General features: G+C 66.5%; 24 protein-coding genes. 8 read left to right on the top strand and 16 right to left on the bottom strand.

The window, feature by feature from the left end:
- The 4 genes from C458_RS02770 to C458_RS02755 form a co-directional block, all read right to left on the bottom strand.
- A partial coding sequence (locus C458_RS02770; protein ID WP_008573004.1) for an aldo/keto reductase occupies positions 1-230 on the bottom strand: 230 nt, incomplete at its 3' end.
- An 81-nt stretch (positions 231-311) separates the two neighbouring features.
- The gene (locus C458_RS02765) at positions 312-1,049 is read right to left on the bottom strand and encodes a sporulation protein (protein WP_008573002.1); all 738 of its coding nucleotides are present in this window, start codon (positions 1,047-1,049) and stop codon (positions 312-314) included.
- Positions 1,050-1,260: 211 nt separating this feature from the next.
- Positions 1,261-1,476 (bottom strand): hypothetical protein, encoded by a 216-nt coding sequence (locus C458_RS02760; RefSeq protein WP_049897149.1) that lies wholly within the window; start codon positions 1,474-1,476, stop codon positions 1,261-1,263.
- Between the two features lie 128 nt (positions 1,477-1,604).
- Entirely contained in the window at positions 1,605-3,095 is a 1,491-nt protein-coding gene (locus tag C458_RS02755) for an aldehyde dehydrogenase family protein (RefSeq protein WP_008573000.1), read from the bottom strand.
- 196 nt (positions 3,096-3,291) lie between these two features.
- On the opposite strand from C458_RS02755, the gene C458_RS02750 reads away from it, so the two are divergent.
- On the top strand, positions 3,292-4,065 hold the full coding sequence (locus C458_RS02750; protein ID WP_192815224.1) for an IclR family transcriptional regulator: 774 nt from the start codon (positions 3,292-3,294) through the stop codon (positions 4,063-4,065).
- A gap of 21 nt (positions 4,066-4,086) precedes the next feature.
- On the opposite strand, the gene C458_RS02745 is transcribed toward C458_RS02750, so the two are convergent.
- The 12 genes from C458_RS02745 to C458_RS02690 form a co-directional block, all read right to left on the bottom strand.
- Positions 4,087-5,514, bottom strand: a complete 1,428-nt coding sequence (locus tag C458_RS02745; RefSeq protein WP_008572997.1) for an amidase — start codon at positions 5,512-5,514, stop codon at positions 4,087-4,089.
- 90 nt (positions 5,515-5,604) lie between these two features.
- Positions 5,605-7,110 (bottom strand): sodium:solute symporter, encoded by a 1,506-nt coding sequence (locus C458_RS02740; RefSeq protein WP_008572996.1) that lies wholly within the window; start codon positions 7,108-7,110, stop codon positions 5,605-5,607.
- Positions 7,111-7,422: 312 nt separating this feature from the next.
- Positions 7,423-8,232, bottom strand: coding sequence for a molybdenum ABC transporter permease (locus tag C458_RS02735; RefSeq protein ID WP_008572995.1), 810 nt, complete (start codon positions 8,230-8,232; stop codon positions 7,423-7,425).
- Positions 8,213-9,130, bottom strand: coding sequence for an extracellular solute-binding protein (locus C458_RS02730; protein WP_008572994.1), 918 nt, complete (start codon positions 9,128-9,130; stop codon positions 8,213-8,215). The genes C458_RS02735 and C458_RS02730 overlap by 20 nt, the downstream gene beginning before the upstream one ends.
- A gap of 16 nt (positions 9,131-9,146) precedes the next feature.
- Positions 9,147-9,899, bottom strand: a complete 753-nt coding sequence (locus C458_RS02725) for a molybdenum cofactor guanylyltransferase (RefSeq protein ID WP_008572993.1) — start codon at positions 9,897-9,899, stop codon at positions 9,147-9,149.
- A 4-nt stretch (positions 9,900-9,903) separates the two neighbouring features.
- On the bottom strand, positions 9,904-10,377 hold the full coding sequence (locus tag C458_RS02720; RefSeq protein WP_008572992.1) for a molybdopterin-dependent oxidoreductase: 474 nt from the start codon (positions 10,375-10,377) through the stop codon (positions 9,904-9,906).
- A 151-nt stretch (positions 10,378-10,528) separates the two neighbouring features.
- Positions 10,529-11,122, bottom strand: coding sequence for a molecular chaperone (locus C458_RS02715; RefSeq protein WP_008572991.1), 594 nt, complete (start codon positions 11,120-11,122; stop codon positions 10,529-10,531).
- Positions 11,119-12,432, bottom strand: a complete 1,314-nt coding sequence (gene nrfD / locus C458_RS02710; protein ID WP_008572990.1) for an NrfD/PsrC family molybdoenzyme membrane anchor subunit — start codon at positions 12,430-12,432, stop codon at positions 11,119-11,121. Before nrfD ends, C458_RS02715 begins: the two co-directional genes overlap by 4 nt.
- Complete coding sequence (gene dsrO, locus C458_RS02705; protein WP_008572989.1) at positions 12,432-13,253, bottom strand: sulfate reduction electron transfer complex DsrMKJOP subunit DsrO; 822 nt, start codon at positions 13,251-13,253, stop codon at positions 12,432-12,434. The genes nrfD and dsrO overlap by 1 nt, the downstream gene beginning before the upstream one ends.
- Before the next feature lie 2 nt (positions 13,254-13,255).
- Positions 13,256-15,787: a molybdopterin-dependent oxidoreductase gene (locus C458_RS02700; protein ID WP_008572988.1), complete on the bottom strand. Its 2,532-nt coding sequence runs from the start codon at positions 15,785-15,787 to the stop codon at positions 13,256-13,258.
- Complete coding sequence (locus C458_RS02695) at positions 15,780-16,019, bottom strand: 4Fe-4S ferredoxin N-terminal domain-containing protein (RefSeq protein WP_004041173.1); 240 nt, start codon at positions 16,017-16,019, stop codon at positions 15,780-15,782. The genes C458_RS02700 and C458_RS02695 overlap by 8 nt, the downstream gene beginning before the upstream one ends.
- A 132-nt stretch (positions 16,020-16,151) precedes the next feature.
- A complete protein-coding gene (locus tag C458_RS02690) occupies positions 16,152-16,793 on the bottom strand; it encodes a helix-turn-helix domain-containing protein (RefSeq protein ID WP_008572987.1) in 642 nt (213 codons plus the stop codon).
- Positions 16,794-16,951: 158 nt separating this feature from the next.
- On the opposite strand from C458_RS02690, the gene C458_RS02685 reads away from it, so the two are divergent.
- From C458_RS02685 to C458_RS02655, 7 genes are all read left to right on the top strand, one after another.
- Complete coding sequence (locus C458_RS02685; protein WP_008572986.1) at positions 16,952-18,214, top strand: glycosyltransferase family 2 protein; 1,263 nt, start codon at positions 16,952-16,954, stop codon at positions 18,212-18,214.
- 259 nt (positions 18,215-18,473) lie between these two features.
- Complete coding sequence (locus C458_RS02680) at positions 18,474-19,640, top strand: hypothetical protein (RefSeq protein WP_008572985.1); 1,167 nt, start codon at positions 18,474-18,476, stop codon at positions 19,638-19,640.
- 164 nt (positions 19,641-19,804) lie between these two features.
- On the top strand, positions 19,805-20,530 hold the full coding sequence (locus C458_RS02675; protein ID WP_008572984.1) for a hypothetical protein: 726 nt from the start codon (positions 19,805-19,807) through the stop codon (positions 20,528-20,530).
- 69 nt (positions 20,531-20,599) lie between these two features.
- On the top strand, positions 20,600-22,426 hold the full coding sequence (locus C458_RS02670; RefSeq protein ID WP_008572983.1) for a spermidine synthase: 1,827 nt from the start codon (positions 20,600-20,602) through the stop codon (positions 22,424-22,426).
- Positions 22,427-22,432: 6 nt separating this feature from the next.
- Positions 22,433-22,957: a hypothetical protein gene (locus C458_RS02665; protein ID WP_008572982.1), complete on the top strand. Its 525-nt coding sequence runs from the start codon at positions 22,433-22,435 to the stop codon at positions 22,955-22,957.
- A gap of 42 nt (positions 22,958-22,999) precedes the next feature.
- A complete protein-coding gene (locus tag C458_RS02660; RefSeq protein WP_008572981.1) occupies positions 23,000-23,971 on the top strand; it encodes a hypothetical protein in 972 nt (323 codons plus the stop codon).
- Positions 23,972-24,208: 237 nt separating this feature from the next.
- The gene (locus tag C458_RS02655; protein WP_008572979.1) at positions 24,209-26,512 is read left to right on the top strand and encodes a pentapeptide repeat-containing protein; all 2,304 of its coding nucleotides are present in this window, start codon (positions 24,209-24,211) and stop codon (positions 26,510-26,512) included.
- The last annotated feature ends 5 nt before the right edge of the window (positions 26,513-26,517 follow it).

Genomic DNA, 26,517 nt, shown 5'->3' with positions numbered 1-26,517 from the left:
ATCAGAGATGTGTATAAGAGACAGCCGTAGATGTCTGCGGTGTCGATGAAGCGACCGCCGGCCGCCTCGTAAGCGTCGAGCAGTTCGTGCGCGCGCTCCTCGTCGATTTCGACGTTCCCCTGTTCGGTCTCCTTGCCGAACCGCCACGTCCCGAACTGGAGTTCGCTCGTCTGGAGGCCCGTCTCACCGAACGGGACGAAGTCCAGGTCGATGTCTTCGAGTGTCGTCATGCCGGCAGAGATACGCCGAATCGACGCAAAAACGTTGGGTCGCCGGAAGTGAGTTGGGGTAATTCGCCCCGTGCGCCGCCGTCAGGCGTTGGCGCGAATCAGCGACTCCAGCTCGTCGCGCACGTCGCTCACGTCGGTGGTCCGAACCGTCGTCTGGACGGTCCGCTCGTCCAAGTCGCTGAGTTCGCTCAGCACGCCGCCGCGGCGGTCGACTTCGAGGAACAGTTCGAGCCCGTTTTCGCCCGGCCGCGGCACGACTTCGAGTTCGTCTACATCGCCGGCGAACGGTCCCGACGTGGGTCGGAACTCGAACTCTTGGACGAAGCGCCGCGACGAGGTGAACACGCCGTGGGGGTCGGCCTCGCACTCGGCGGTGTGCAGCGAGAAGCCGAGGTCGTCGAGCGCGTCGAAGACGGCTTGCAGCCGCGGCGTCGGCTGGACGTTCAGGTAGTCTTTGTCTTCGGGGTCGACGGCCAGTTCGATGTCGAGTTCGGTCTCGACCCACACGTCGACGTTCCCGAGTGTGACGGGCGTCCCGTGGGGAATGTCGAGTGACACGTCCCGTGTCTCTTGTTCGTCCGGTTGGATAGTGAGGCTTTCCGTGAGGGTGTACTGCGCGATATCCACCTCTCGGTAGCCCTCTTCGGTCCGGTAGCGGGTCTCCAGTTCGAACCGAATCTTCCCGATTTCCTGTTCTGTCGAACCCCCTTCGATGCGCACTTCTGCATCGACCGTCTCGCCGGGGCGGACGGTGTCGGAGGGGAGGACGGTATCGACGGTCGCGTTGCCGATTCCGATTCGTGCGAGGACCTTCTTCATGATGCACCCCGCACGTCTCGCTCGCGGTGTAAGTATCTCGTGGCTCCTCTCGATTCTCGTGACGGATATGTGCGTCTCACGAGTCGCACGGGTGCTATATAGCCGAAAATCTTCGCGTGTCACAGGATAGTCGCACCCGACTCCCGCGAGCGGATCGCGGTCGGTGCGGCCTCGCACTTCGTCGCGTCCGGTCAGGCCGGCGCGGCAGCGCTCACGTCACGAACACGTCGCCTTCGACTTCGTAGAGATAGCCCTTGTTCAGGAGTTCGTCGACGGCCGCGGGGTCTTCACCCGCCGAGCGAACTCGTTGGCGCGCGTCCGCCACGGGCATCCCGGCGTCGCGGTCAGCGACGAGTGGCCGAAGGTGCTCGAACGCTCGCGTCGCGCGAGGAGAAAGCGGTGTGTGTCCACCCTGTTTCGGTGTCATCGAGTCCTCTGTTCGCGACCACGGAACGCTCCGTAAAGAAGGTGGGTGTCGGTTCGGATGTTTCGCGGAACGGTCGTGTCGTCGCGGGCTACTGTCCGTGGGTCGTGCTCAGACCGGCGTCGTCCGGCTTACAGCGGGTAGTCGCGCGGTTCGTGCTGGAGGGAAATCCACTTGTCCTCCGTGATTTCGTCGAGGAAGGCGTCGCTGTTGTAGGTGCCGACGCCGGAGGCTCCGATGCCGCTGAACGGGACGTGCGCCTCGTCGTTGATGGGCTGGTCGTTGACGTGGACGTTGCCGGTCTCCATGCGGGTGGCTATCTCCTTGCCGGTGGCGAGGTCGCCGGCGTGGACCGACCCGGAGAGGCCGTACTCGGTCGCGTTGGCGAGTTCGACCGCCTCGTCGATGTCCGAGAAGGGGATGACGGGCGCGATGGGGCCGAAGTGCTCGTTGCAGGCCGCGGCCATGTCGTTGGTCACGGCCGAGAGGACGGTCGGCCGGACGACAAGCGAGTCGTCGACGCCGTCGAGGTCGGCCGTCGAGCCGCCGGTTTCCAGCGTCGCGCCGGCGGCGACCGTCTCCTCGACGTAGCCCAGCATCTCGTCGCGCTGGGATTCGTCGATGATGGGGCCGACGACCGTGTCGTCCTCGTGGGCGGAGCCGACGGGCAACTCCTCGGCCCGGGCGGTCAGCTTCTCGACGTACTCGTCGTACACCGATTCGTGGACGATGTGGCGGTTGATGGAGATACAGACCTGTCCCTGGTGGACGAAGCTCCCGAAGACCGCGGCGTCGACCGCGCGGTCGACGTCCGCGCCCTCGGTCACGACGTGGGCGTTGTTCCCGCCGAGTTCCATCGCGGGCACGGCGAGGTTCTCGCCGGCGATGCCCGAGACGCGCTTGCCGACCTCGGTGGAGCCGGTGAACGCCACCACGTCGCTCTCGGGGTGTCCGGCGACGCGGTCACCGATTTCGGAGCCGCGGCCGGTGACGACGTTGACGACGCCGTCGGGGAGGTCGGTCTCCTCGAACAGCTTGGCGAACAGCAACCCGCCCGTGATGGGGGAGTTGGTCGACGGCTTCAGTACGACCGCGTTCCCCGCGGCGACGGCGGGCGCGACCGCCCGCATCGACAGGTTCAGCGGGAAGTTCCAGGGCGAGATGACCGTCACCACGCCCTTCGGGTTCTTCTGGACGATGTTCTCCTTGCCGGGGATGTTGGAGGCGACGTGCTCGCCCCGCATCCGACGGGGCAGCGTCGCGGCCTCGCTCGCGTGGTCGGAGGCGATTTGGATGGAGGTCTCGCCCATGATGCGCGAGCCGCCGACCTCGTGTGCGAGGAGGTCGATAATCTCGTCTTCGTACTCACGCAGCTTCTGGAGGAACTGCTCGACGACCTCCTGCCGCCGCGCGGGCGGCGCTTCGGCCCACGACTCCTGGGCTTCGGCGGCCGCCTCGTAGGCGGCGTCCACGTCGGCCTCCGTCCCGCGAGGGACGTGCGCGACCGTCTCGCGGGTCGACGGGTCCTCGACCGCGATGCTCTCGCCGCTCTCGCTTTCGGTCCACTCGCCGTCGATGTACAGCGCGTTCCAATCGGCGTCGGTGGCGATGTCGTCGACCATATGCAGTCGTGAGTTGGGGACGGCGGGATAAATGGGGCCGTAATGGGGAGAACTGCTCGCGTTGCGACAGCTTCAAACCCTTCTGACTCCTCCGAGCGCGACCGACGGAATCAAGCGTCCCACGAGACTGTGGTGCGGCCGACGGAGAGATGCTGGTGACAGAAGGCTGAATACGATTTCCGACGTGTGACAACGCGTGACTACCGGACGCCCAAACGAGACAGTCCAAGCAGTCGAATCGGCAATCGATATCCTGTCTCTCATCAGAAAACGGAATTCGGCGACGCTCTCGGAGATCACCGACGAAGTCCCCCTGGCGAAAAGTACGGTTCATCGGCATCTACGGACGTTGAATGAACACCACTTCGTGAGCCACGACGAAGGGGAGTTCAGACTGGGCTTCGAACTGCTGACGCTCGGAGAGGAATCGCGAAACAGAGGGAAAATCTTCCAGTTGGTACAGGAGAAGGTAGACGAGATCGCGCGGAAGACGGGCGAAAAGGTCCAGTTCTTGGTCGAACAAGACGGGGTCGGCTACTGCGTGTTCCGAGCGCGGGGAGAACACGCCGTCGATACCGAACCGTTCGTTGGCTCTCGGATGCCGCTGCACGCGACCTCGGCCGGAAAAGCCGTGTTGGCGTTCCTGCCGGACCACAGAACGCGGGACATTCTCGATGACTCACTCACCGAGGAAACGCCCAACACCACGACCGACTTCGAGGAGTTACGCGACGAACTCGACCAGATGCGCGAGCAGGGCTATGCGGTTAATCACGAAGAGCACATAGAGGGTCTCAACGCGATCGGCGCGCCGGTTCGAAAAGCGGACGGCGGTGTCGTCGGGGCGATCAGTGTCTCCGGGCCGACGAAGCGTTTCGAAGAAGACGGGTTCGAAAAAGAGATTCGCTCGCAACTGCTCGGCGAGACGAACGAGCTCGAACTAAACATCGCCCACAAGCGGGGCGTGTGAAAATCAGGGCCGAGACGAGGGTTAGCCGGTGAAGCCGTCGGTGAGAGACTCGATGAGTTCGGCCGCCGCGAGGGCGGCGTCGTCGTCGTGTTTCGGCGCGATAATCTGCGCGCTCACGGGGAGTCCGTCCGCCCGCGCGACGGGTACCGTAACGGCCGGATGGCCGCTGAGATTGAAGGGAGCGGTGTTCCCGAGCAGATCGAATTTCCCCTCGTCGGCCGTGATTTCGCCACGTTCGTGAGGGAGGGTCCGAAGCGTCGGTGAGAGCAGGACGTCGACATCGCTGAAGGCATTTTCGACCGCTTTTTCGAACCGACGCGCTTCGGTGCGTCCCGCGATGTACTGCGACCCACGTTGACGAACGTCTAGGTGGGCCGCGGGAAGGACGCGCTTCGCGACATGGTCGCTGAACCCGCCGCGTTCGATATACCGGCACAGTGCGCTTCCCCACCGCTGATTGTACGTCGAGCCGACGCCGCGAATCGTCCCTCGCTGCCGAATATACCACGCGAACTCCGTGGACCCGACGAGTGAATACGCCTGCTCGATTGCGCCGAGCGGTACGGTGACTTCCGTGACGTCGACCGCGTCTCGAACCTCCGCCAGCGCGGCGTTCAACGCCGCGGTGACTGTCTCCGATGACGCCTCGAACAGCGATGTGAGGATTCCGATTGTGGGTGCGTCGGCGGTTGGCGTCTCCGATCGCGGTGTCTCCACTCGCTCGTCGGACTGAAGCGCGTGCAACGCGTCTTTGGCCGTTCGCACGGTCCGGGCAATGGGACCAACGGTGTCTAGAGATGGCGCAAACGGCACGACACCGTGAGTGGGGACGGTCCCGTTCGTTGGTTTCACCCCGACGGTCCCTGTTGCGGCGGCGGGGATGCGGACGCTGCCGCCCGTGTCGGTGCCGAGAGCGACATCGACGAGCCCGGCCGCGACTGCGACACCGCTCCCGCTGGACGACCCGCCGGGGATGCGAGTCTCCGCGACCGGATTTATCACGTCCCTGCGTTCGCTGAACTCGCCGCTGGGACCGAATGCAAAGGCGTCCATGTTCGTCTTCCCGACGACGTTCGCGCCGGCGTCGAGCAACCGTTCGACCACGGCGGCGTCGAACGCCGGGACGTAGTCGAAGTTCTCCGCGCCGCAGGTGAGCGGGATTCCCGCGACGGCGATGTTGTCCTTTACCCCGACTTCGAGTCCGGCTAAGCGCCCGTCTGACGCGTTGGTTCGCGGCGTTTCGTACCCCGAAAGCAGGCTTCCGTAGTCGTCGGCCAGCTGTTTGTGGGCTGCAACGTTCGATGGCTCTCCCGTCCGCGACTGTTCGCGGACCCGCTCTGTCGTTTCTACTAACTCCGCCGCGACCCGGCGACTCGTTTCGATTTCCGCCCGGTCCAGTTCGAAGCCCAGACTGGCGGCGGTTTCGTCGATGGTCTGTTCGGAGTCCATTAGCTGTAGAGGCTCCGCAGGAGGGCGTATATCAGGACGAGCGACGTGACCGTCCCTGCCAGCCACACGTACCACATGATCGCTACCATCTCAGTCACCCCCCGTCGCGGCCGAGCTCTCAGTGATCTCTGCGACACCGTCTTCCTGGGTCGTGACGGCGCTGACGCCGACCATAACGGCTGTCGACAAGAGCAGCGCGTAGGTGCCCCGAACGAAGACGCTCGGGGAGTTCGACACGACCGTGATGACGAGATAGCCGAGCACACCGACGACGAGCGAGGACATCGCCGCCTTGCGGGTGACGAACTCCGGGAAGTAGATTCCGACCATCACGGGTGGAACGGTGGCGGACGCGACCCCGGCGATACCGACCCAGATCAACTCCCCGATGTTGAACGGGGCAGTGAGTGCGATGTAGTACGCGATAACGCCGCTGACGATGACGACGCCCTGAGCGATGTACTTCGAAACGCGGTCTGCCCGGTCGTCGTCCATCTCGACGTAGCCTTCGGCAACGAGGAATTTCAAGAAGATGTCGTTCGCGACCGCGGTGGAGAGGACGATGAAGATACCGTCCGTCGTCGATAGTGCAGCCGCCAGAATCACGATTCCGAGGAACGCCCCGACGACCGCCGGGAAGTAGTTTTGCGCATAGAGGAAGACCGCCTGGTCGGCCGAGCCGATTCCGGGCTCCAGAGCGAGCAGATAGAACCCACCGAAGATGACCAGGATGAACGCGAGCGTCATCAGCACGTACGTCACGATCATCTTCCGCAGCTCGCTCGGATCGGAGATTGCCAGGACCTTGTTGAACAGCTGGGGCTGTGCCGAAAAGGCGAACTCCAGCACGAAGACCGAGAAAATCGCGAATCCACTGTAGTACAGGGCGGACTCCGCGTTGAGCGGTTGAACGAGGTCTGGACTAATCGACTGCAAACTGTTCTGGACGGACATGAACGCACCGATCGGCCCGCCGCCGATTGTCCAGAACACCGAGACGAACACGACGACGCCCATTATTGCCATCAGAACTCCCTGTACGGCGTCGGTGTACACGTCCGCGTACGTGGCACCGGCGATTACGTAGAGAACCACGAGTGCGGTGATAATGAACAGCCCAACCTCCTGGCTGAAGCCGAGCAGCGTCGTGAAGAACAGCGCCCCCGCGTCGAGCTGGGCGGCGATGTAAAACAGGTTGAACATGACGGCGACCGCCGCGCCGACCCGGACAAACTGGCTGCCGTAAAACTCACCCACCCAGTCTGGAAGGGACAGCGACCGCTGCGTAACATTGATCTCGCGAACCCGTTTGGCGAACAAGATCAACGCGATCGGAGAGGCTCCGATCAGCGTCAGAAACAGCCAGAGGTTTGACAGCCCGTAGTTGTACGACCATCCGACGTATCCGACGAACGTCGCGGCGCTGAAAAACGTGGCCGCGAACGCTGATCCCAGCACATACGGCCCGAGTTCCGCGTTTGCAATCGCGAAGTCGGACATGGTCTCGGTCTGTTTCCATCCGAGATAACCCAGGACGCCGACGACGCCGAGGAACAGTACAAGACCGATCCAAAGGTACGTTTCTGTTGGAGTCATCCGTCCGTTGCATTCGCGAGACCTTTCATGAAGTGTGGTGTGTGGCCGGTACGTTTCCGCAAGATTGCACAGATTCGTCTCGCCGTTCGCAACAATGAAACGCCACCGAGCCGAAAAATCCCATATCTCTTGTCGTATTATATAGTCGCCGAGGAATCGCCTCGGATTGGATTTCGATAGGGAGAACGCGGCGGACAGCCTGTCCGGGTCCGTTGAACTCTTAGCACCGCTCGGAAGCCGCGCGGGCGCGGCGTCCCGCAGTCTCCGGCGGACCTGACCTGACCTGACCTGACCTGACTCGCCCCGAGGCCCTCACTCCCACGGGTTCGTCCCCAGCGCGTGGACCAGCAGAATCGCCCCGACGGCGATGCCGACGAGGACGAGCGCGACCGGGAACGCGGCGTCGAGGCCGGTCGAGAGATACGACACCCAGATTTGCACCGGGAGCGTCCGCGGGTAGTACGCCAGCATGAGCGTCGCGCCGAACTCGCCTATCGCCCGCGCGAACGTCAGGGTCACGCCGGCGAGGATGCCCTGCTTCGCCAGCGGGAGCGTCACGCGCCGGACGCTCCCGACGCGGTCCTCACCGAGCGAGCGGGCCGCCGCTTCGAGTTGCCTGTCCACGCCGTCGAAGGCCGTCTTCGCGGTCACGACGAGAAACGGCGAGGCGACGTAGGTCTGGGCGAGGACGACGCCGAAAAGCGAGCGCGTCAGCGGGACGCTCGTCAGTTGGCCGAGGCCGGCGGGGCCGACGAGTCTGAGCAGTAACATCCCGCTGACGACCGGCGGGAGGACGAGCGGGAGCATCACCAGCGCCAGAATCACGTCGCGGCCGCGGAACGACGTGCGCGAGAGCCAGTAGGCCAAGGGGACGCCGAAGGCGACGGCGACCAGCGTGCTGAGCGTCGCCGCGACGACGGAGTTGGTGGCGGCGGTCAGGACGACCTCGTTCGTCACGTCGGTGGCCAGCGACGCCGGCGATTGCGCGAGGACGAGCGCGCCGATTGGAAGCAGGTAGTAGAGGAGAAGCACCCCCGCGAGAAGCAGCGTCAGGCCTCGCCACGTCTCGGGCAGGAGTCGCGTGACGCCGCGCTCGCGGCGGTTAGGCTGTCGGTGGGACATCTCCGAAGTAGTGTGGGTGGCTCGCGCGCACGGTGAACCCGGAGGGTTCGAGGAAGTCGCCGGCGGTCCCAACGAGCGCCTCGAACACTGACTTCGCCGCCGCCGTGTCGGTGCGGCGCGTCGCGGCGTACCGAATCGGGCCGCCGCGGACGGTGACGCCGTCCGGGAGCGTGTAGGTGACTGTCGCGTACGCCGACGCGTGGTCGGGGTCGCTCAGGTTGATTGCCGCCGGGAGTTCGAGGGACGGGTAGTCGCGCTCGACGGCCATGCTCCGGTAGACGAACGCCGCGTCCACGCCGCCGGCGTCGAACTGCGCGAGCAGTTGCGTCTCGGGGTATATCTGGTCGCGGCGGAGCAGGTCCTCCGTGAGCGCCGGCCGGTCGTAGTAGTCGGCGGCGAGCGCGAGCGCGAACCGCGTCCGGTAGCCCAGCGGGTCGAGGTCGGGGTCGGTCCGGCCGATGCTGACCGCGTCGTCGAGGAGGGCGTCGGGCCACGACGCGGCCTCGGCGACCCGCGCCCCGCCGTCGGTCTGCGGGTTGTACGCGACGACGAGCGCGTTGTTGGCGAACGTCGCGTACCACGGGACCGAAAGCGGCGCGTCGAACAGCGACGGGTCCGCGAGCGCGACGATGTCGGGGTCGCGCTGGCCGTCGGCGACCATCCGGGCCACGCGCGCGGAGCCGTGTGCCTCGACCTCGACGCGGGTTCCCTCCGGCGGTTCGAACTCGGTGGTGAGCGCCCGCTGGAGGCTTCCGGCGGCGAGAATCGACACGGTCGGTGTTGCCCCCGCCCGACCGAGACAGCCCGCTGTCGCGGTGAGGCCGCCGGCCGCGACTCCGCCGACGGCCGCGAGGAACGCCCGCCTGCTCGACCGGTCCGTGGATACGTCGCGACTCATCGCCGCACCTCGCATCTCATCGTCGCACCTCGTCCCCGGCGGCGACCCGCGCCAACTCCGTGCGCGTGTTCACGTTCGTCACCGACCGGTCGACGCTCTCGGGAAGCGCGTCGAATCCGACGTACTCGACGCCGTCGAGTCGGTCCAAAAGCGCCCCGAGGCCGTCGTCGGGAGCGAGTTCGGAGACGTGGTCTCGGACCGCAGACCGACGGTACAGGGCGTGAAGCGGTTCGTGGCCGCGCTCGGAGACGGGGACGATGGCCGGCGGACCGGGGCGGTCGCGGTCGCCGCCCGAGGGTCCGGGACGTTCGCCGTCGCCGTCTCGCCGCGCGACGCACTCGAACAGCGCCGCCACCGCGTGCGGTTCGAGAAGCGGCATATCACAGCCGGCGACGAACAACCACGAAGTGGTGACTGTGTCGGCGGCCGCGGCGACGCCCGCGAGCGGTCCCGACAGACCCGGGTCGTCGCGGACGAACCGCACGTCCCAGTCCCTCGGGAGCGCCGCGGCGAGGCGCTCGCGCTGGTCTGCGGTCCGAACCGCGACTATCGGGGGTCGGCCCGCCACGGCTCGGAGCGTCCCGACGACGCGCCGAATCAGCGGCTCCCCGTCGAGCGTCGCGAGAGCCTTGTGTCCGGGCCCGAAGCGGGTGCTCTCGCCGCCGGCGAGGACGACGGCTGTCGCGTCCGGCGCGGGCCGTGGACTCGGCGCGGCCGCCGCTGTCGGCGCGTCCGTCCGGCCCGGTCGGTTCTGTCTCTCTCTCGTCATCTGGTCAGGGCTTCTTGAAGATGTCTTCGAGCGATTCGGGGTCGGTGGCGGGGTCGAGCGCGAGCGCCTCGACGGCGCGGACGTCTTTCACCGTCCGCGACCCGTCGACGTCGGGCGCGATAAAGCGCGTCTCGTAGCCGTGTTCTTCGCCTATCGGTGTCCCGTCGCGGGCGTAGGCGACGACCGCGTCGAGGGCGGCGTACACGTCGATGCAGACCCGATAGCCGTCGGCGCTCTCGACTAGGAGGTGCGTCGTCTCGTCGTCGAGGCCGGCGTCGGCAAAGAGGTCGAGGACCGGAACCCCGGTCCACGTCGCGGTGTGTCGCGTCCCCGACGCGCACGCGACCGTCACCGTTCGGTCCTCGGCGGGCAACCTGCGTAGCTCTGGCCCGGTCAGCGACGCTCGACTGTCGCCGCAGACGAGAATCGACTCGGAGAGGGGGGTCACCGGCCGCGACCGGTCGTGTTGTGCGTGCATGCGTACTCACTAGTCCGATATTGGTTGACTCTAACGGTGTATGTAACCGCTGATAATTAAGGCCTTTTAAAGAGTCCGAAAACCGAGTCGGCTCGGTACGAGAGCGAACTGGTGGTTCTATTCGGTTCGGTGGTTCAAACGCGGCTGAGTGTCAGTTCTTGACCACCTCCCGCGTCGTCCGGGCGAGCGCCGCGTAGAACGGCGACCGCGTCTCGGTTTCGACCCGGTCACAGAGGTCGTCGACCCACTGCGTGAGGTGTTCGTCGCGGAACTGGTCGAGGCGGTCGTCGCGGCCGTGTTCGGCGAGGTGCGCGCAGAACTCCAGTTCCGTCGCGACGTGGTCCGGCAGGTCGCGCTGCTCGGGTCGGTGCTCGACGCCGAACGCCTGATACCAGCGCTCGACGGCCGTCGTCGCCGGTCCCAGGACCTCTCCGAACTCGTCGTCGTCCGTCTTGTCGCGGTAGACGCTCTCGTAGGGCGGACACGGCGGGCCGGCCGGGCCGATGAACAGCCGGGCGTACTCGCTTCGCAGCGCGTGGAGTTCGAGCGACTCCAGCGGGCCGAAAAGCGCCGACAGTTCGCCGTCGTTTGCGACTTCGACCAGCCGCTCAGTCGGTTCGCGCCAGCAGGCCGCGAGGACCGCGTACGTCGCCGTCCGAGCCGATTCGAAGGCGTCGCCGGCCGCCGCGTGCTCCTCGTGCTTCTTGCCCCCCTCGCTCGGGCTTTGGGCGGCGGGTTCGCTCATCGGTCTTCCCTCCGCGTCTCGCCGCCGTCGGTCGCGACGGCGGTCGATTCGGGCTCCGCCTGAATCGGGACGTACCGGAGTCCGAAGGTGACGATGAGCGCGCCGATGGCGATGACGCCCGCGGTGACCGCAATCTCGACGAGCGTGGGCGTGTACGACCCCGCACTCGCCCAGATGTCGGTCGTCACGCCGGCGTACTCGCCGCCGACGGAGATGCCGGGCGCGGCGTCGATGTTGGCCGCGTCGTAGCCGGTGAAGACCAGTCGAACCCCCTCGAACGTCGTCCCGAACACCGCGAGGGCGCTGGCGGTGAAGATGACCGACACGCGCTTGCGGAACGACGGGAGCGCGAGCATGACAAGCGGGACCGCCCCGCCGACGACCGTCCAGAGCCAGAAGTACGCCGACTCACCGATGAGGAAGCTTTCGGTGATGGCCCAGAACCCGAAGTGGTCGGCCCACGCGTGCGGGAGGCGCTCGGCCGCGAGCAGGTAGACGACGTGGAACGCGAGGAAGATGCCGAGCACCTTCCCGAGACTCGTCAGCTCCTCGCGGTCGACGCTGAAGCGGGTGAACCGCGAGACGAGGATGGACACGACCAACAGCAGACCGAGCCCGGAGACGAGCGCCTTGGCGATGAACACCGGCGCGACGAGCGGGCTGAACCAGTCGCCGCGGCCGATTTGCGTCGCGAAAATCCACCCGGTGACCGAGTGGAGCGCGACCGCGGTCGGCAGTGCGACGGCGGCGGTCCAGAACATGAGCGTCCGGTCGCGCTCGCGGCCGGCGTCCGTGTCCTCGACGCCGAGCGCCAGCCTCGACCCGCGGGCCGCGAGGTCGCGGCGGGTCAGGAGCCAGAGATACCAGAGGTTCAGCGCGCCGTAGAGGATGACGATGCCGAAGTCCCACACCATCGGTGACCGGAAGTCCGGCGAGGTGAAAAACTGGTAGAGACGCTCGGGGCGGCCGATGTCGGGCAGGATGAGCAGCCCGGCGACGGTGATGCACGCGAGGCTCACCAGCACCCCGAGGCGCGCGAACCCCTCGTAGCGGTGCGAGTGGAAGAACTTCGGCGCGCTGGAGATGATGAGCCCGCCGGCCGATAGCCCGACGAACAGGACGAACATCATGATGTACAGCCCCCACGAGAACACGTTGCGCATCCCCGTGACGACGAGGCCGGTGGTGAGCTGGTAGGCCCACGCCGCGACGCCCACTAAGACGACGGCGGCGAGAAAGCCCACCCAGAGCTTCCCGGCGCTTCCGAACTCGGGGACGACGAACCGCGAGGTGGCGGTCTCTCTCGACATCAGTCGTCACCTCCCTCGAACGCGGGGACGTGCGGAAGCGCGTCGTTCGACAGCGAGCCGTGCGACCCGCCGCCGCCGCTTCCGCCGCTTTCCTCGACCGGACCGTTGTCCTTCGGCTCCGACCAGACCGACACGTCGTCGAGTTCGCTCTCCATCTTGTCGGAGGTCTGCGGGCGACCCGGACTCATCTCGCCGCGGATGTAGTACGTCTTCGGGTCGGTGCCGCGGTCTTCGAGCAGTCGCGTCGTCTGGTACTTCTTGATGTACTTCGAGACGGTGCTTTCCTCGTTGTCGAGGTCACCGAAGATGCGGGCGTCCGCCGGACAGTTCACGACGCAGGCGGGGTCGAGCCCCTCCTCGACGCGGTGTGAACAGAACGTACATTTCTCGACGACGCCCTGCGGCCGGGCCGGCACGTCGCCGGTCCCGTCTTCGGGGACCGTCTGCGGTTCGTCCCAGTTGAACACGCGGGCGTTGTACGGGCAGGCGGCCATGCAGTAGCGACAGCCGATACACTTGTCGTAGTCGATTTCGACGATGCCGTCCTCGCGGGTGTAGGTCGCGTTGACCGGACACACCTTCACGCACGGCGCGTTGTCGCAGTGCTGGCAGGCCGTCGGCTGGTAGGACATCTCCAGCGTGCCGTCCTCGCCGTTCTCCGGGTACGTCCCGGCCGGCGTGTCCATCTTGTCGCCGCCCTCGGTGAGCACGCGGTTCCAGTACTGGCCGAGGCCGACGTTGTTCTCCTGTTTACACGTCACGGCGCAGGCGTGACAGCCGATACACCGCTCTTGGTCGATTACTAAGCCGTAGTTAGTCATGTTCAGTCACCTCCTGCCCCGGCGCTGGTCGCGCCCGAACCGGTCGGCTGGTCGCTCGTGTACTTGCTCGTGTCGACGTCGCTCGGTGCCGGTTCGACCTCGACTCTGGTGTCGTAGAACGCGAAGTTCCCCGTCACCTCACACACGTCCGTGTGGGTCAGGTCGTTGTGGTGGCCGCGGACGTAGTCGCTTCCCCACCAGCCCTGGTCGGTGTTCACCAGCCCGGGTTGCATGCCGTCGTTCACTTTCGCCTTTACGACCATCTCGCCGCGCTCGTTGTGGACGCGGACGTAGTCGCCGTCTTCGATGCCGCGGGCCGCGGCGTCCTTCGGGTTGATGTCCAACTGCGGCTCGTTGTTTATCTCCCGCAGCCAGTTCTGGTACTCGTACTGCGAGTGGATGCGCCACTTCGAGTGTTTCTGGATGAACATCAGCGGGTAGTCCTCCGCCGTGTCCCAGTCGTCGGCCGTCCGGCTTTCGATGTGCTTCGGCAGTTCCAGCGTGACGCCGCCTTCGGTCGGCGCGTCCTCGTCGTACAGTTCCAGCCGGCCCGACGGGGTGTTGAACTCCCCGGTGAACTTGACGACCGGCGTGCTCACCTTCACCGTTCCCTGTTCTTTCAGCGTCTCGTAGTCCACCTCGTCGTCGTTGGCGAGCAGTTCTCGGAGCGTCGCCGACTTGTCGCGGTTGAAGTAGTCGCCGAAGCCGAGGCGCTCGGCCAGCCTGACCAGCATCCAGTGGTCGGACTTCGACTCCCACAGCGGGTCGTGGGCCGGCTGGCGGTACATGATGTGCGGGTGGCCGCCCCACGTGTCGACGACGTCCTCGCGTTCGAACCAGTGGGACGCGGGCAGGATGATGTCCGCGTGCTGGACCGACGGCGTGTGGTGCATGTCGGCGACGGCGATGAGGTCGAGGTTCTTCGACGCCTCCAGCCACCGCTGTCTGTCCGGCATCTGGTTGGCGATGAAGTTCGACTCCTGTGAGTACATCACCTTCAGCTGGTAGGGGTCGCCGGACTCTATCGCGGTGAGGATGTCCGTCTGCGGGAGCGATGTGGTTCCGGGCCCGTCCTCGGGGGCGTCGTACCCGCCGTTGTCGTACGACCCGCCGAGCGGGTGGCTCCCCTGAATGCTCCCGTGGCGACCGAAGTCGCCGGTCAGCCCGAGGAGGATGGCGTACGCCTGCCCGAAGGTGTGGCCGTACTTGTAGCGGTCGACGCCGTAGCCGGAGGCGATGCCGCCGGGGCCGCGCGTTGCGAGCCAGCGCACCGCGGTCCGGATGTTGTCGGCGTTGATGCCGACCTCGGCGGCGACGGCGTCGGGGTCGTAGTCGGAGACGTGTTCTTCGAGGAGCGAAAGCGCCGTGTGGCAGTCGACGCCGGCGACGGTGTACTCACCGAACAGCGCGTACTCGCCGTACGTCTCGGGTTCGAGCGCGACCGGTTCGCCCGTCGATTCGTCCACCGCGACGGGCAGGTCCTCGGTCACGTCGTCGAACACGTCGCTCGCGTCGAGCAGTTCGCCCGTGTCGTCGCGGACGAGCGCCGGCCCGAGCGTCCGCTTCCGGAGGAACTCGGTGTCGTAGGTCTCGTCGTCGAGGACCGTCTTAATCATCGACAGGGTCAGGAGCGTGTCCTTCCCCGGCTTGATGGGGAGCCAGAGGTCGGCCTTCGCCGCGGTGTTCGTGAACACCGGGTCGACGCAGACGAGCTTCGCGCCGTTTTCGACCGCGTCGAGGAGCTTCGAGGCGTCCTGTTGGAGGTTGCTGGCGAAGATGTCGGACCCCCAGACGATGACCGTGTTCGCGTTCCGCCAGTCGACGACCTCGTTGGTCGGTACGTTGAAGAAGCCGGCCCCGGCGAGCCGGCTGAATCCGAGGCCGACGTTGATGTCGATGGACCACGATTTTTGGGTCCCGCCGAACAGCGACGACAGCCGGCTCTGGATGGTGCCGCTGATGCCGTTGTTCCCCGACCCCGTCTCGAAGTAGACGCTCTCGGGGCCGTAGTCGTCGCGGACGCGCTCCATCTCCGCGGCGATGTAGTCGAGCGCCTCGTCCCACGCGACGCGCTCGAACTCGGCGTCGTCGCCGCGGCCCTCGGGGTTCGGACTCCCCGGCTCCCAGCCGACGCGCTTCATCGGGTACTTGAGCCGCGTGGCGTTGTAGATGCGCTGGGTGTGCGACAGCCCGAGGGTACAGGCGCGTTTGTACCGCTCGTCTTCGGGAATCTGCGGCTCGATTTTCCTGACGCGCCCGTCGCGGACGTGCGCTTCGAGCGGACATTTCCCGCGGCAGTTCGGCGCGCACGCCGTCCTGATAATCTCGTCCTGTCCGACGTAGCTCTCGATGCCGGGGTTCTGTCTCGACGCCGCCTCGTCGCCGGCCTCGGTCAGCGCGGAGGCGTAGCCGCCGCCCCCGAGTCCGAGCGCGACGGCCGCGGCCCCGCTGGCTTTCAGCACGTCGCGTCTGAACACGCCGTCGCCGTTGCCGTCGCCACCACCTCCCGTCGAGCCGCGTCCGTCGTCACTCATCGAACCCCTCCGGTTCGGTCGGGCGGGCGTCCTCACCGAACTCCGCGACGACCGCCTCGTGGTACTTCTCGTGGAACGCCTCGTCTGAGAGTTCGCCGTTCGAGACCCGAATCGCGTCGCGGGCCATCCGCAGTCCCAACTCGGCGTCGTAATCGCCCCCGTCGAGGATGTTCGCCGCTTCCGTCTCCCACTCGTCGAGCGGAGTCAGTCGCGGCTGTTGTGGGTCGTTCATGGTTACACACGTACCGAGGGTGGCAGCCTCGGTAGGCCACCCGCTGGATAATGAAGCGATTTATATACTCGACGTCGCACCGAGCCGTCTCGAACGTCAGCTGTCTGCCGTTTTTTCGGGGTGGTCGTGGGATTACTCGGAGTCGAACACCGCCGTCGCGAGCTTGGCTTCCACGGCGTTCAACCGCTGGGAGAGCGCCGACTTCGAGATGCCGAGCGCCTCGGCGAGCGTCGCCAACTCCGTCCGTCGCGGCGTCTCGTAGTAGCCGTGGTGGACGGCGATGAGCGCCGCCTCGCGCTGTTTCGCCGTGAGCGACGAGAGGTCGATAGTCGCCGTCTTCGACTCGGCCGAATCGCCGCGTCCGTCGGAGGTGAGTCGCCTGAGACAGACGCGCTCGGTCAGCTCGTCGAGCCGCTCCACGAGGTCGGTGATGACCGCGCGGTCCGAGAGATACGTCTCGACGACGATACACTCGCTGTCGGCGCGGCGGATTCGCGGTACGCACTCGAACTCGGCGAACGCCCGGCAGAGACAGTCGTCGCCGACGCTCGTCGTCGCGTGGACCACTTTCGAGGCGTCTCCGTCGCCAACGGTCACCTCGGCGTGGCAGACGTCGCCGTCGAGCTGCGTGTGGACGTCTTCGACCGCCGAGTCGGGGCCGGCTAACGGGCACGAACAGCGCTTTGCGGGCTCGATTTCCAGCAGGAGCTGGAGGTGTTGTTCCCGCAGTGTGTCGGCTTTCGCCTCCGCGACGCCGCTCGTGGAATCAGCCATCGGTAGTCAGTCGGTCAACACGGGGGAAGTGGGTTGTGCTGGTTCTCAGATTCCGGCACTGCTCCGTCTCGTCGCGGGCGACGGCTCTCGGCCCGCACCGGGTCGGCCGATTCCGTAGTCCGTACATTCATTACTCCAAAAATGTATATCTAATCTACATGTTCGAAGTCCAGTCCGAGCTGGCGATATTCGTCCTCCTGATGCTCGTCTGGACCGTCTTCGCGCTCTACTCGGCGTCGGTCTTCACGTGGTTCGTCGAGGTGCTCGTCCTCGCGTGGCGACAGACTATCGCCGCCGACGACGTCGCCTACGGCTACGACGACATCCAAGTCCGTGTCATCACCATCGACGCGGCGGGCATCGTCCAATCGACGGTCGACGCGGTCCCCGACGACCTCGCGGACGTTCGGGTCGTCGCTGAGAAGCCGATTTCGGTGGACGGTGCGTCGGTCCACGTCGTCCCCGAGGAGTTCACCTGTACGGCGACCCACAAGGGCCGGGCGCTCGAATGGGCGCGCCGCGAGATTCCCTGCGACAAGGAGTTCGTCCTTTACCTCGACGAGGACACGCTGATGGCGAACTTCGAGGGGTTGCCGGAGGGCGACATCGTCCAGATTACGGAACTCCCGCTGTACACCGGGTCGTGGGTGACGTATCTCTCGGAGGTGTTCCGCATCGGCTACCAGCGCGAGCAGCGGGCGTTCGGCCGGTTCAGATTCCCGCTGTACGCGTGGGGCGGCGGCATCGCGATTCGGACGCGCCTCGAAAACGACATCACGTGGGACTCGAAGACCATCACCGAGGACACGGACTTCGCGTGGCGCGCCGCCAGCGCGACGAACCTCGAGTTCAACGTGCTGGACTGCAAGTTCCGCAATCAGGCCCCGCCGTCGGTGACGACGATGCTCAAACAGCGCCGTCGGTGGTTCTCGGGGACGCGACAGGATTCTGACCTTCTGCCGCTACATTATCAGGTGTTCCTCCAGTTCCGCCTCGTCGCGTGGGGCTTTTCGCCGCTCATCCCGCTGATAACGCTCCTCACGTTTCTCGTCCCCGGCGCGCTCCCCGACCTGATGCTCTACCGAGTCGGCTCGCTCGTCGAGTTCGCCACGCTGTTCGTCGTGACGGGCGTCGGCGTCGCGAGCTACTGGTCCGAGTCGAAACTCACGCTCCTCGCGGTTCCGTGGACGCCGATTCTCGTCGTCCTGAACACCGCGGGCGCGCTCTGGGGGTTCGTCTCGCCGGTCGAACAGTTCACCGTCACGACCAAGGTACCACTGGAGACGGTCGAAAAGCGCAACCCCGCGTTCGAACCCGGTTCGCTCACGGGACACGACGGCCGGAACGACCTGCCGGAGCGTCTGACCGTGGACCGGTTCGCGAGCGAACTCCGCGAATCATTTCACATAGATGATAATTGACGTTCTCCCGTCCGTGCCGCGTCGCTCCCGGAGTCGCGCCCGATAAGACCCCGACAAATACAGCGTGTTTCGCGGTATCGTACAGCGATTCTCGGTCGTCACCAGCCCGTGGGAATCGAATCAAGCCTTATCCGCCGTATCTGCGAACTTTCACGTGTATGTCACCGATAAGTCAAGTATGTCAGTACCCGTCACGCCGTTCGGCCGGGGGCGGCCCGACAACCCGCGTGTCCCGTCTCGGTACCGGTGGTGATGGCTCGTGGCGGTAGTCGAGTCGCTCGTCGGTAACGGGCTGTTCGTCCTGTTCCTCGCGGTGCTCGTCGGGATGGGACTCGGGAAGATTAGCTTCCGCGGCGTCAAGTTCGGCGTCGCGGGCCCGCTGTTCGCGGGGCTGGTGCTCGGCCACTTCGGCTTCACCGTCCCCGACGCGTACAGCGGCCTCACGCTGGCGCTGTTCGTCGCCGCGGTCGGCCTCATCGCGGCCCACGAAATCGAAGGAACCGTCAAGGCGTACGGGCTCAACTTCGTCGCCGTCGCGGTGCTGATGCCGACCGTCGCGCTGGCGCTCACCTACGTCTGGACGCAATTCGTCTTCCCCAACGCGTCGACGCCCCTCATCATGGGGTCGTTCTCGGGCGCGCTGACGAGCAGCCCGGGTCTGGGGTCGGCTATCGAGGCCCTCCCCGCGGCCGCCCGGCAGGACTACCAAATCGGCCACTCGGTCGGCTACGTCGTCGGCGTGCTCGTCATCGTCGTGTTCCAGCAGTTGTACCCCGTCATCGCCCGCCTCGACCTCGACGAGGAGAAGCGCGGCTTCGACGAGGCTATCGGCGGCACCGACGACGAGGACTCGGGGTCGTCGGTCACCGAGGTGACGTTCAGCGTGATGGGCTACGCGCTCGTCATCGTCGCCGGCGCGGTCGTCGGGTCGATTCCGATTCCGATGGGACCGTTCGGCACGCCCTCGCTCGGGACGACCGGCGGCGTCCTCGTCGCCGCGCTCGTCTTCGGCTACTTCGGCCGGGTCGGGCCGGTGCCGACGCGGATGGACACCGGCATCCTCTCGGAGATTCGGGCGTTCACGCTCGCGATGTTCCTCGCGGTCGTCGGCATCGGCGCCGGCGGCGGCTTCCTCGCCACCATCTCCGAGTACGGCCTCCAAATCGTGGCGGCCTCGGCGCTGACGAGCTTTATCGCCATCCTCGCCGGGCTCGCGCTCACTCGCTACGTCTGGGGCATGGACTGGATTAGCGCCGCCGGCGGTATCACGGGCGGCCACACCGACACGAAGGGGCTCGCGGCCGCCGTCGACGCCACCGGAGCCGACGAGGTCGCGGCGGGCTACGGTAACACCTACCCCTTCGCGCTCCTGTTCATGGTCGTCTACGCGAAGCTCCTCGTTATCATCATCCCGCTGGCCGCGTAGCCGCTCGTGTGCGTTCGCCGCGACACGAGGCGGTCGGCGCGGTCGCGGGCCCACCGCGGCCCCGTTCCGAGACACGCAGCGACCGGCGCGATTTTCTCACGCCGAACGTATCGAACCACAAGACTGTTATCCTAGTTTTCTGATTGACAGAGACGAGAGTCCCCATGAAGCGCCGCACGTTCCTCCAACTGACCGGTCTCGGGGCCGCCGGCGGACTCGCCGGCTGTCTCGGCTCGAACTCCCCTCCCCCGCGAAAGTCCAGCGTCGTCTCCGACTTCGAGGTGTCCGACGGCTCGCTCGTCGTCGACCTCGCCGACCAGACGTGGGTGATGTCCCGCTACGAAGCCGCCGACCAGTCGTCGCTGTCGGGGTTCGACCCGCAGTCGCTCGCCGCGCTCAGCCCCGTCGGGGTCGCGAGCGCGAAAGGAAAGGGTGGCGGCGGTGGCGGCCGCGGTGCGACCGGTCGCGGCACGGGCGGCTACGCCTCCGCTCCGCGGACCGTCCACGGCCACGCGTGGTACCACGGCGGCGACTACGCCGACGACTGGTACGAGAACAACGCCGGCAAAGTGAGCCGGTTCCCGGTCGGCGTCGCCGCGCTCGGCATCGCCTACCTCGGGTCGACCGCGGCGATGCGCGACGACGCGCCCGACGCCGGCCCGGTGCCGTGGGACCGCGAGATACAGGACCCGAGCGGCACCGCCGAGTACGACATGTCCGACGGGAGCCAACTGGGTCGCGACGGCTGGTACCGCGTCGGCGCGAACATCGTTGGCGACGACGTGAACCACGACTTCCGCTGGGAGTGTTACGACCTCGAAGTCACCGACGGCATCGGTGACGCGGGGTACTCCATCGAGGAAGAGTGGAAAGTATCTCCGCGCATCTGAGCGGGACGACCCACGACGACCGCCGCGGCGACATCGTCGCGTCCGCCGCGACCGACTCGCCTTCCATCGATGTCTAACACACGAACCGACACGGCGACGCTCCTGACGCTCACCTTCGTGGTGTCCTTTTGTAGCTTCGCCTACGAGTTCGTCTACTCGGAGCTGCTGACGGTGATGTACGGCGGAACGGTCACTCAGTACGTCATCACGGTCGGGCTGTACTTCTTCAGCCTCGGCATCGGCGCGGCGCTTTCGGACGACCTCGACGGCGAGACCCTCGGCGGGAACTTCTTCCGCACCGAGGTGCTCTTGGCCGCGGCCGCACCCGCGGGCTTCCTGCTCATCGTCGGCCTCAACAGCGTCCGCATCCCGCAGGCGGTGCCCGCGGAATTCGTCTGGACCGTCGCCCGCCTGCCGGTCGTCGTCGTCGGGTTCCTCTCCGGGTTCGAACTCCCGCTTTTGACCCGCATGTTCGACGACCTCGACGACGACGGGTCAGCGACGCCCTCGTGGCTCCGAACTGCGGGCACGCGAATCCACGACCTCGTCGTGGCCGCCGTCGGCACTCTCTGGACCGTCGAGCGGACCGAGGGCCGAAGAAGCGGCCTCTCTGTCATCCTCGCGATGGACTACGTCGGCGGCCTCGCCGGTGCCGTCGTCTACGCCCGCGTCCTCTACCCGGGTCTCGGCCTCATCCCGACGATATTCGTGCTGGCGCTCCTCAACGGGGTCGCCGCGCTCGTCTTCGTCGCCCACTTCGGCGCGTGGTCGTGGTGGCCCCTCGGCGGCGACGAGGCGTCCGCCAGCGCCGGCACCGGCGGGAACGCGGCCGCCAGCGCCAGAACGGACGGCTCCGACGGCTCGCTTTCGGCCGCCCGCGTCTCGAAGACGCTCCTCGTCGTCTGCCTCCTCTTGACCGCGACCTACGCGGGCGTCGTCGCCAAACACGACGCCGCCGACGAGCGCCTCTCGCAGCTCTACCTCGAACAGCAGATAGAAAACGAGTACCCGCCGGGCGCGATGCGCGCGACGGTCACCTCACAGGAGACGACCGCCTACCAGCACGTCATCCGGTACGACCGAACCTGGACCGGCACCGGCCCGAACCCGCACTTCGACGGGCGGACAGAACGGTGCCTCCGCCTCGGCGCGGCCGTCCAACTCTGCGAGAGTTGGGCCGACAGCTACCACGAGGGGCTGGTCGACGTGCCGATGTCGCTGGTCGACCCCGGCCCCGACACCAAGGTGCTCGTCGTCGGCGGCGGCGACTGGATTGCCGTTGACCACCTGCGGGAGTACGGCGTCACCGTCGACCACGTCGACCTCGACGGCGAGTTCATGCGCGACGCGAAGACGGACCCGTTTTTCGCCCGCTGGCACGACGACGCCTACGAGTACGACCGACTGAACACGACGGTCTCAGACGGCTACCGCTATCTCCAAAAGACGAACGAGACGTACGACCTCGTGTTGCTCGACATCCCCGGCGCGACCGACGACGACCTGCTCACCCTCTACTCGACGGAGTTCTACCGCTCCGTCCGAACCCACCTCTCCGAGGACGGCGTCGCGGTGACGTGGGGCTACTCGCCCGACGCCTACCCCGAACACCACAAGGCGTTCGTCAACACCGTCGGGGCCGCGGGCTTCTCCCAAGAGCTTTCCTACTGGGTGCGCGAGGACCTCGACGACGACGGCGAGACCGAGCGCGTCGAGCAGTTCTACGTGCTCGCCCCCGGCGACCGCCCCCGACTCACCGGCGACGGCGCGACGCGGTACGTCCGCGCCCGCGAGGAGCACTACGGCGCAGTCGAGTGGCGCGCGGTCCCGCACTACCGCGGCGTCCGCGAGAACTCCATCTTCCACCCGAACTACGACATCCTCGTCGACACCTGACTCCCCATGCCCTCCCACCCACCTTCCACGACCGAATCGCCTTCCCCCGCCGACCCGTCGCCGCCGGCCGAGACACCGACGGAACTGTACTTCGGTTACAGCGCCGACGTCCCCGACCTGACGACCGTGGACGTGAAGACGGTCGCCCCGGCGACGCTCGCGGGCGAACCGGCGGTCCTCACCGTCATCGGCGAGTCCCACTACGTCGGCCTGCCGGCGCTCGACTTCCACGAACTGTGTTCGTGCAAGCCGCTACCGCACGAGCGGACGCATCGGACGCCGCTGTCCGCCGGCGCGGAACGCGAGTTCAGCTTCGAGAGCGACCGACTCGACGCCCGAACGGTCGTGGAGGGTCGGCCGCTCGACGCCTTCCCCGGCCCGGACGACGCGACGGTCGCCTACCGGTTCGACCCGGAGGCGTGGACCACCATCCGCATCGCGGACGGCGGTTACGAGACGTACCACACCTACCCGGAGTACGACCTCGCGCTGCACACGGAGACGACGATGAGGCCCAAAACTCAGCGATGACGTCCGAACGAGCAACTCAGCGATGACGCCCAACACCCACCGATGACCCGAAACGCTTCCACCTACGACGGCGACGTGACGCTCAACGGCTCCGAACGACCCCCGGTCGAACTCCGCGACCCCGCGGACGTGTTCGTCGGCGGCGCGAGCGTCGCCGGCGACCTCGCGGTGCAGAACGCCGAGTACGTGTTCACCCACGCGCCGGTGACCGACGACGCGGCCGTCGGCGATGGGACGGGCGGCGACGCGGCCGTCGAGACCGAAATCCGCGGCAGTCTCGAAGACGGCTACGTCCAGTCGGTCGCCGGCGACGTGCTTCTCGGCGACGCCGAAGACGTGTTCATCGCCGCGGACGCCGCCGACGGAGCGGTTTCGGCACCCGGCGCGGAGAACGTCTACGCGGGCGAGGCAACGCCCGCGGCCGCCCCCGACGACTACGACGTGTCCACCTTCGGCTGGAAGCAGTCGGGGAGCGCGACCGACCCGGACACGGGCGTCTACGCGGTCGGCATGGCCCACGATATCGACCTCACGAAAGTCACCTCCGACGTGGAGCTCTACCTCGTCGGCCACGGCCACGAGGTTCGAGTCGAGGGCCGGGGCGCGGCGGTTTCGATTCACTTCGTCGGCTACGACAACACCGTCAGCGTCGGCCCGTACCTCGCGTCGAGCGTCGAGACCGACACCGGCTTCGACAACGCGGTCGATTCCGATCCGTATCCTGCCGAGGACCTCGTCGAGATGTCCCGAAGCGAGGCGTACTCGAACGCCGGGTTCGGCCGCCGGAAGGTGACGTTCCAAGAGCCGGCCGACGGCGACGAGTGGTGTCCGAACTGCGGCAAGCCCGCGGAGGCCATCATCGAGCGCCACCAGATGGAGGCGTTCTTCCTCTTCGGGTGGCCGCTTTGGACCTTCGAGCAGAGCACTAATCCCGCCCGCGAGTGCGAACACTGCTCGCCCAACGCTATTCACGCCGAACTCTCGGCGTCCGAGCGCCGCGAGATATTCGACTGACGCCGGCGGCGGTCCGAAGATATATATCAACACGCCGGACAATGTTGCACATACGACCGTCCGCGCGGTCGAGCGTCGCCCCGACGCCCGAGCGCGCTCGCCGCACTCGGTTCGGCCGCCGGACTCGCGGCATTCGCCACGCCCGCCGTCCTCAGCGCGCCCACCGCAGCCATCCGCCCCTCCCCAGCCATCCGCCCCTTCCCAGCCATGTCGAGAAATGAGTCCACGCCGGCGCTGATGTCCTCCTCGTCGTGTCGGTACACGTTCGACCCGTCGGTGCAGACCGACGCCCACCTCCAGACGACGTGGGAGTGTCCGCACGAGGCCCACCCCGAAAGCGAGTTCTGCGTGTTCCACATGAGCCGCGACGAGCGCGCGTCGCTCGACGTGACCGGCGACGACATCGTCGACGAACTCCGGGCGAACCTCCAGTCGCCCGACACCCGCGTCAACGAGTACGTCGGCGCGGACCTCCCGCATCTCTCGCTCACCTATCAGGACATCAACGGCGCGACGAACCACGTCCTCAACTTCCAACACGCCGATATCGAGGGCTTGGACCTCACCCACGGCCGGCTCGACCAGGGGTTGATTCTCCGCGAGGCGACGGTCGACCGCCTCAAACTCGACGAGGCGGTCGTCACCGGCGACGTGGACGCCCGCGAGGTCACCGTGACCGGCGCGGTGACGACCGACGAGGCGACGTTCGAACAGGACGTTCGCTTCTCGGGGGCGACCTTCCACGGCGAGGTCCGGTGCGACGAGACGGTGTTTCAGGGCGACACGAGCTTCGCGGACGCCACGTTCCACGGCACGGCGCGCTTCCGCAACGTCGAGACCAGCGGGAGCAGTCACGTTCTGGAGGACCACATCACCTTCGCGGACGCGACGTTCCGCGACGACGCGAGCTTCAGACAGGCCATCTTCGACTACGTGACGTTCGAGGGCGCGCGGTTTACCGCCGGCTCGGACTTCGAACACGTCGAGTTCGAGGGCGACGCTCGGTTCGACGGCGTCCGCTTCGACGAGATGGCCGACTTCGACGAGGCGCGGTTCGACGACGACGCGAGCTTCGCAAACGCCCGATTCATGCAGTTGGCCGAGTTCCGCGGCGTCGAGTTCAACGGCGGCAGCCGGACGACCCACGACGACGTGACGTTCGAGGGCGCGACGTTCGAGGGCGAAGCCGACTACAAACTCGCTCGATTCCGCTATTCGGACTTCAAAGACGCCGTGTTCAAGGGCGCGGTCAGCTTCGACCGCGCGACGTTCACCGCCCGCACCGACTGCTATCGCCTCCGCGTCGACGGCGCGTTCGACCTCTCTTTGGCGTCGTTCGGCGGGCAAGCGAACTTCGACGACAGCGAGTTCCGCGACGCCGTCGTCGCCGAGGAGGCGACGTTCGGCTCCGATGCCTCGTTCGAGGCGGTCGAGTTCCAATCGAACGCCCGGTTCGGTGAGGCCCGATTCGAAGAGGACGTGAGATTCAACGCCGCCACGTTCCACGGCCTCGCGTCCTTCCGCGGGGCGTTCTTCCAGGGCGAACTGCAACATCTCGAAGCCAACGCCTCGTTCAACGAGGCGACCTTCGAGGCCGGCGCGGAGTTCGAGGCCGCGAACTTCACGAGCGCGTCGTTCTGGGAGACGACGTTCCACGACCGGGCGGACTTCCGGCAGTCGGACTTCGAGACGGCGCGCTTCCGCGTGCTCGTCGGCGACCGCGACACCTACCTCGACTTCACCGACGCGACGCTCTCCGGCGGCACGATTTCGCAGGGCGCCGGCGAGCCGACGCCGTACGACCTCACCCGCGCGACCATCGGCGACCTGACGCTGGAGGGCGACGGCAACGAACACCAGCTTTTGGACCACTTCCGCTTTTGCCTCACCGAGTTCGACCGCTTCGACTTCAGCGACCACCACGGCTATCTCGAACGCAACGACTGGACCATCCACGACTTCGTCGGCAACGGCGCGACCGGTCAGTTCGCCGTCGAGCTAACGCCCGATATCATCGAAGAAACGTACCGCAAAGCGCAGGACAGCGCCAACGCGGTCGGTGACACCCCCGCGAGCCGCGAGTTCGAGTTCAAGCGGTACTACTACAACCGACAGAAGAACTTCGACATCATCCTCAACGAGTACTCGCTGAACACGTGGGCCCGCGGCAAGAAGGTCGCCAGCGTGGGGCTGAACACGCTCATGCAGGTCACCTGCGGCTACGGCAACCGACTCCCGCGAATCGCGGCGTTCACGTTCCTCCTCCCGGCGCTGTTCGGGCTGTGTTACGCCCTCGGCGGGCCGTTCCTGACGCAGGCGGGGAGCGTCTTCGACCCCGCCGCCGTCGACAAAACGACGATAGAAGTGCTTTTCGACAACGTCTATTACAGCTACATCAGCTTCAGCACGGTCGGCTACGGAGATATCAACCCGCTCGGGCCGGCGGCGCGCGTGCTCGCGGCGAGTCAGGGGATGTTGAACGGGCTGTTCTTCACCCTGCTCACGTTCACGCTGTTCAAGCGCGTCCTCGGCGGGAGCTAATCGAG

The organism is Haloferax sp. ATCC BAA-644 (genome assembly GCF_000336975.1).
Taxonomy (GTDB): domain Archaea; phylum Halobacteriota; class Halobacteria; order Halobacteriales; family Haloferacaceae; genus Haloferax; species Haloferax volcanii.
The sequence above is the reverse complement of the archived record's forward strand: the minus strand, read 5'-3'. Positions and strand labels throughout refer to the sequence as shown.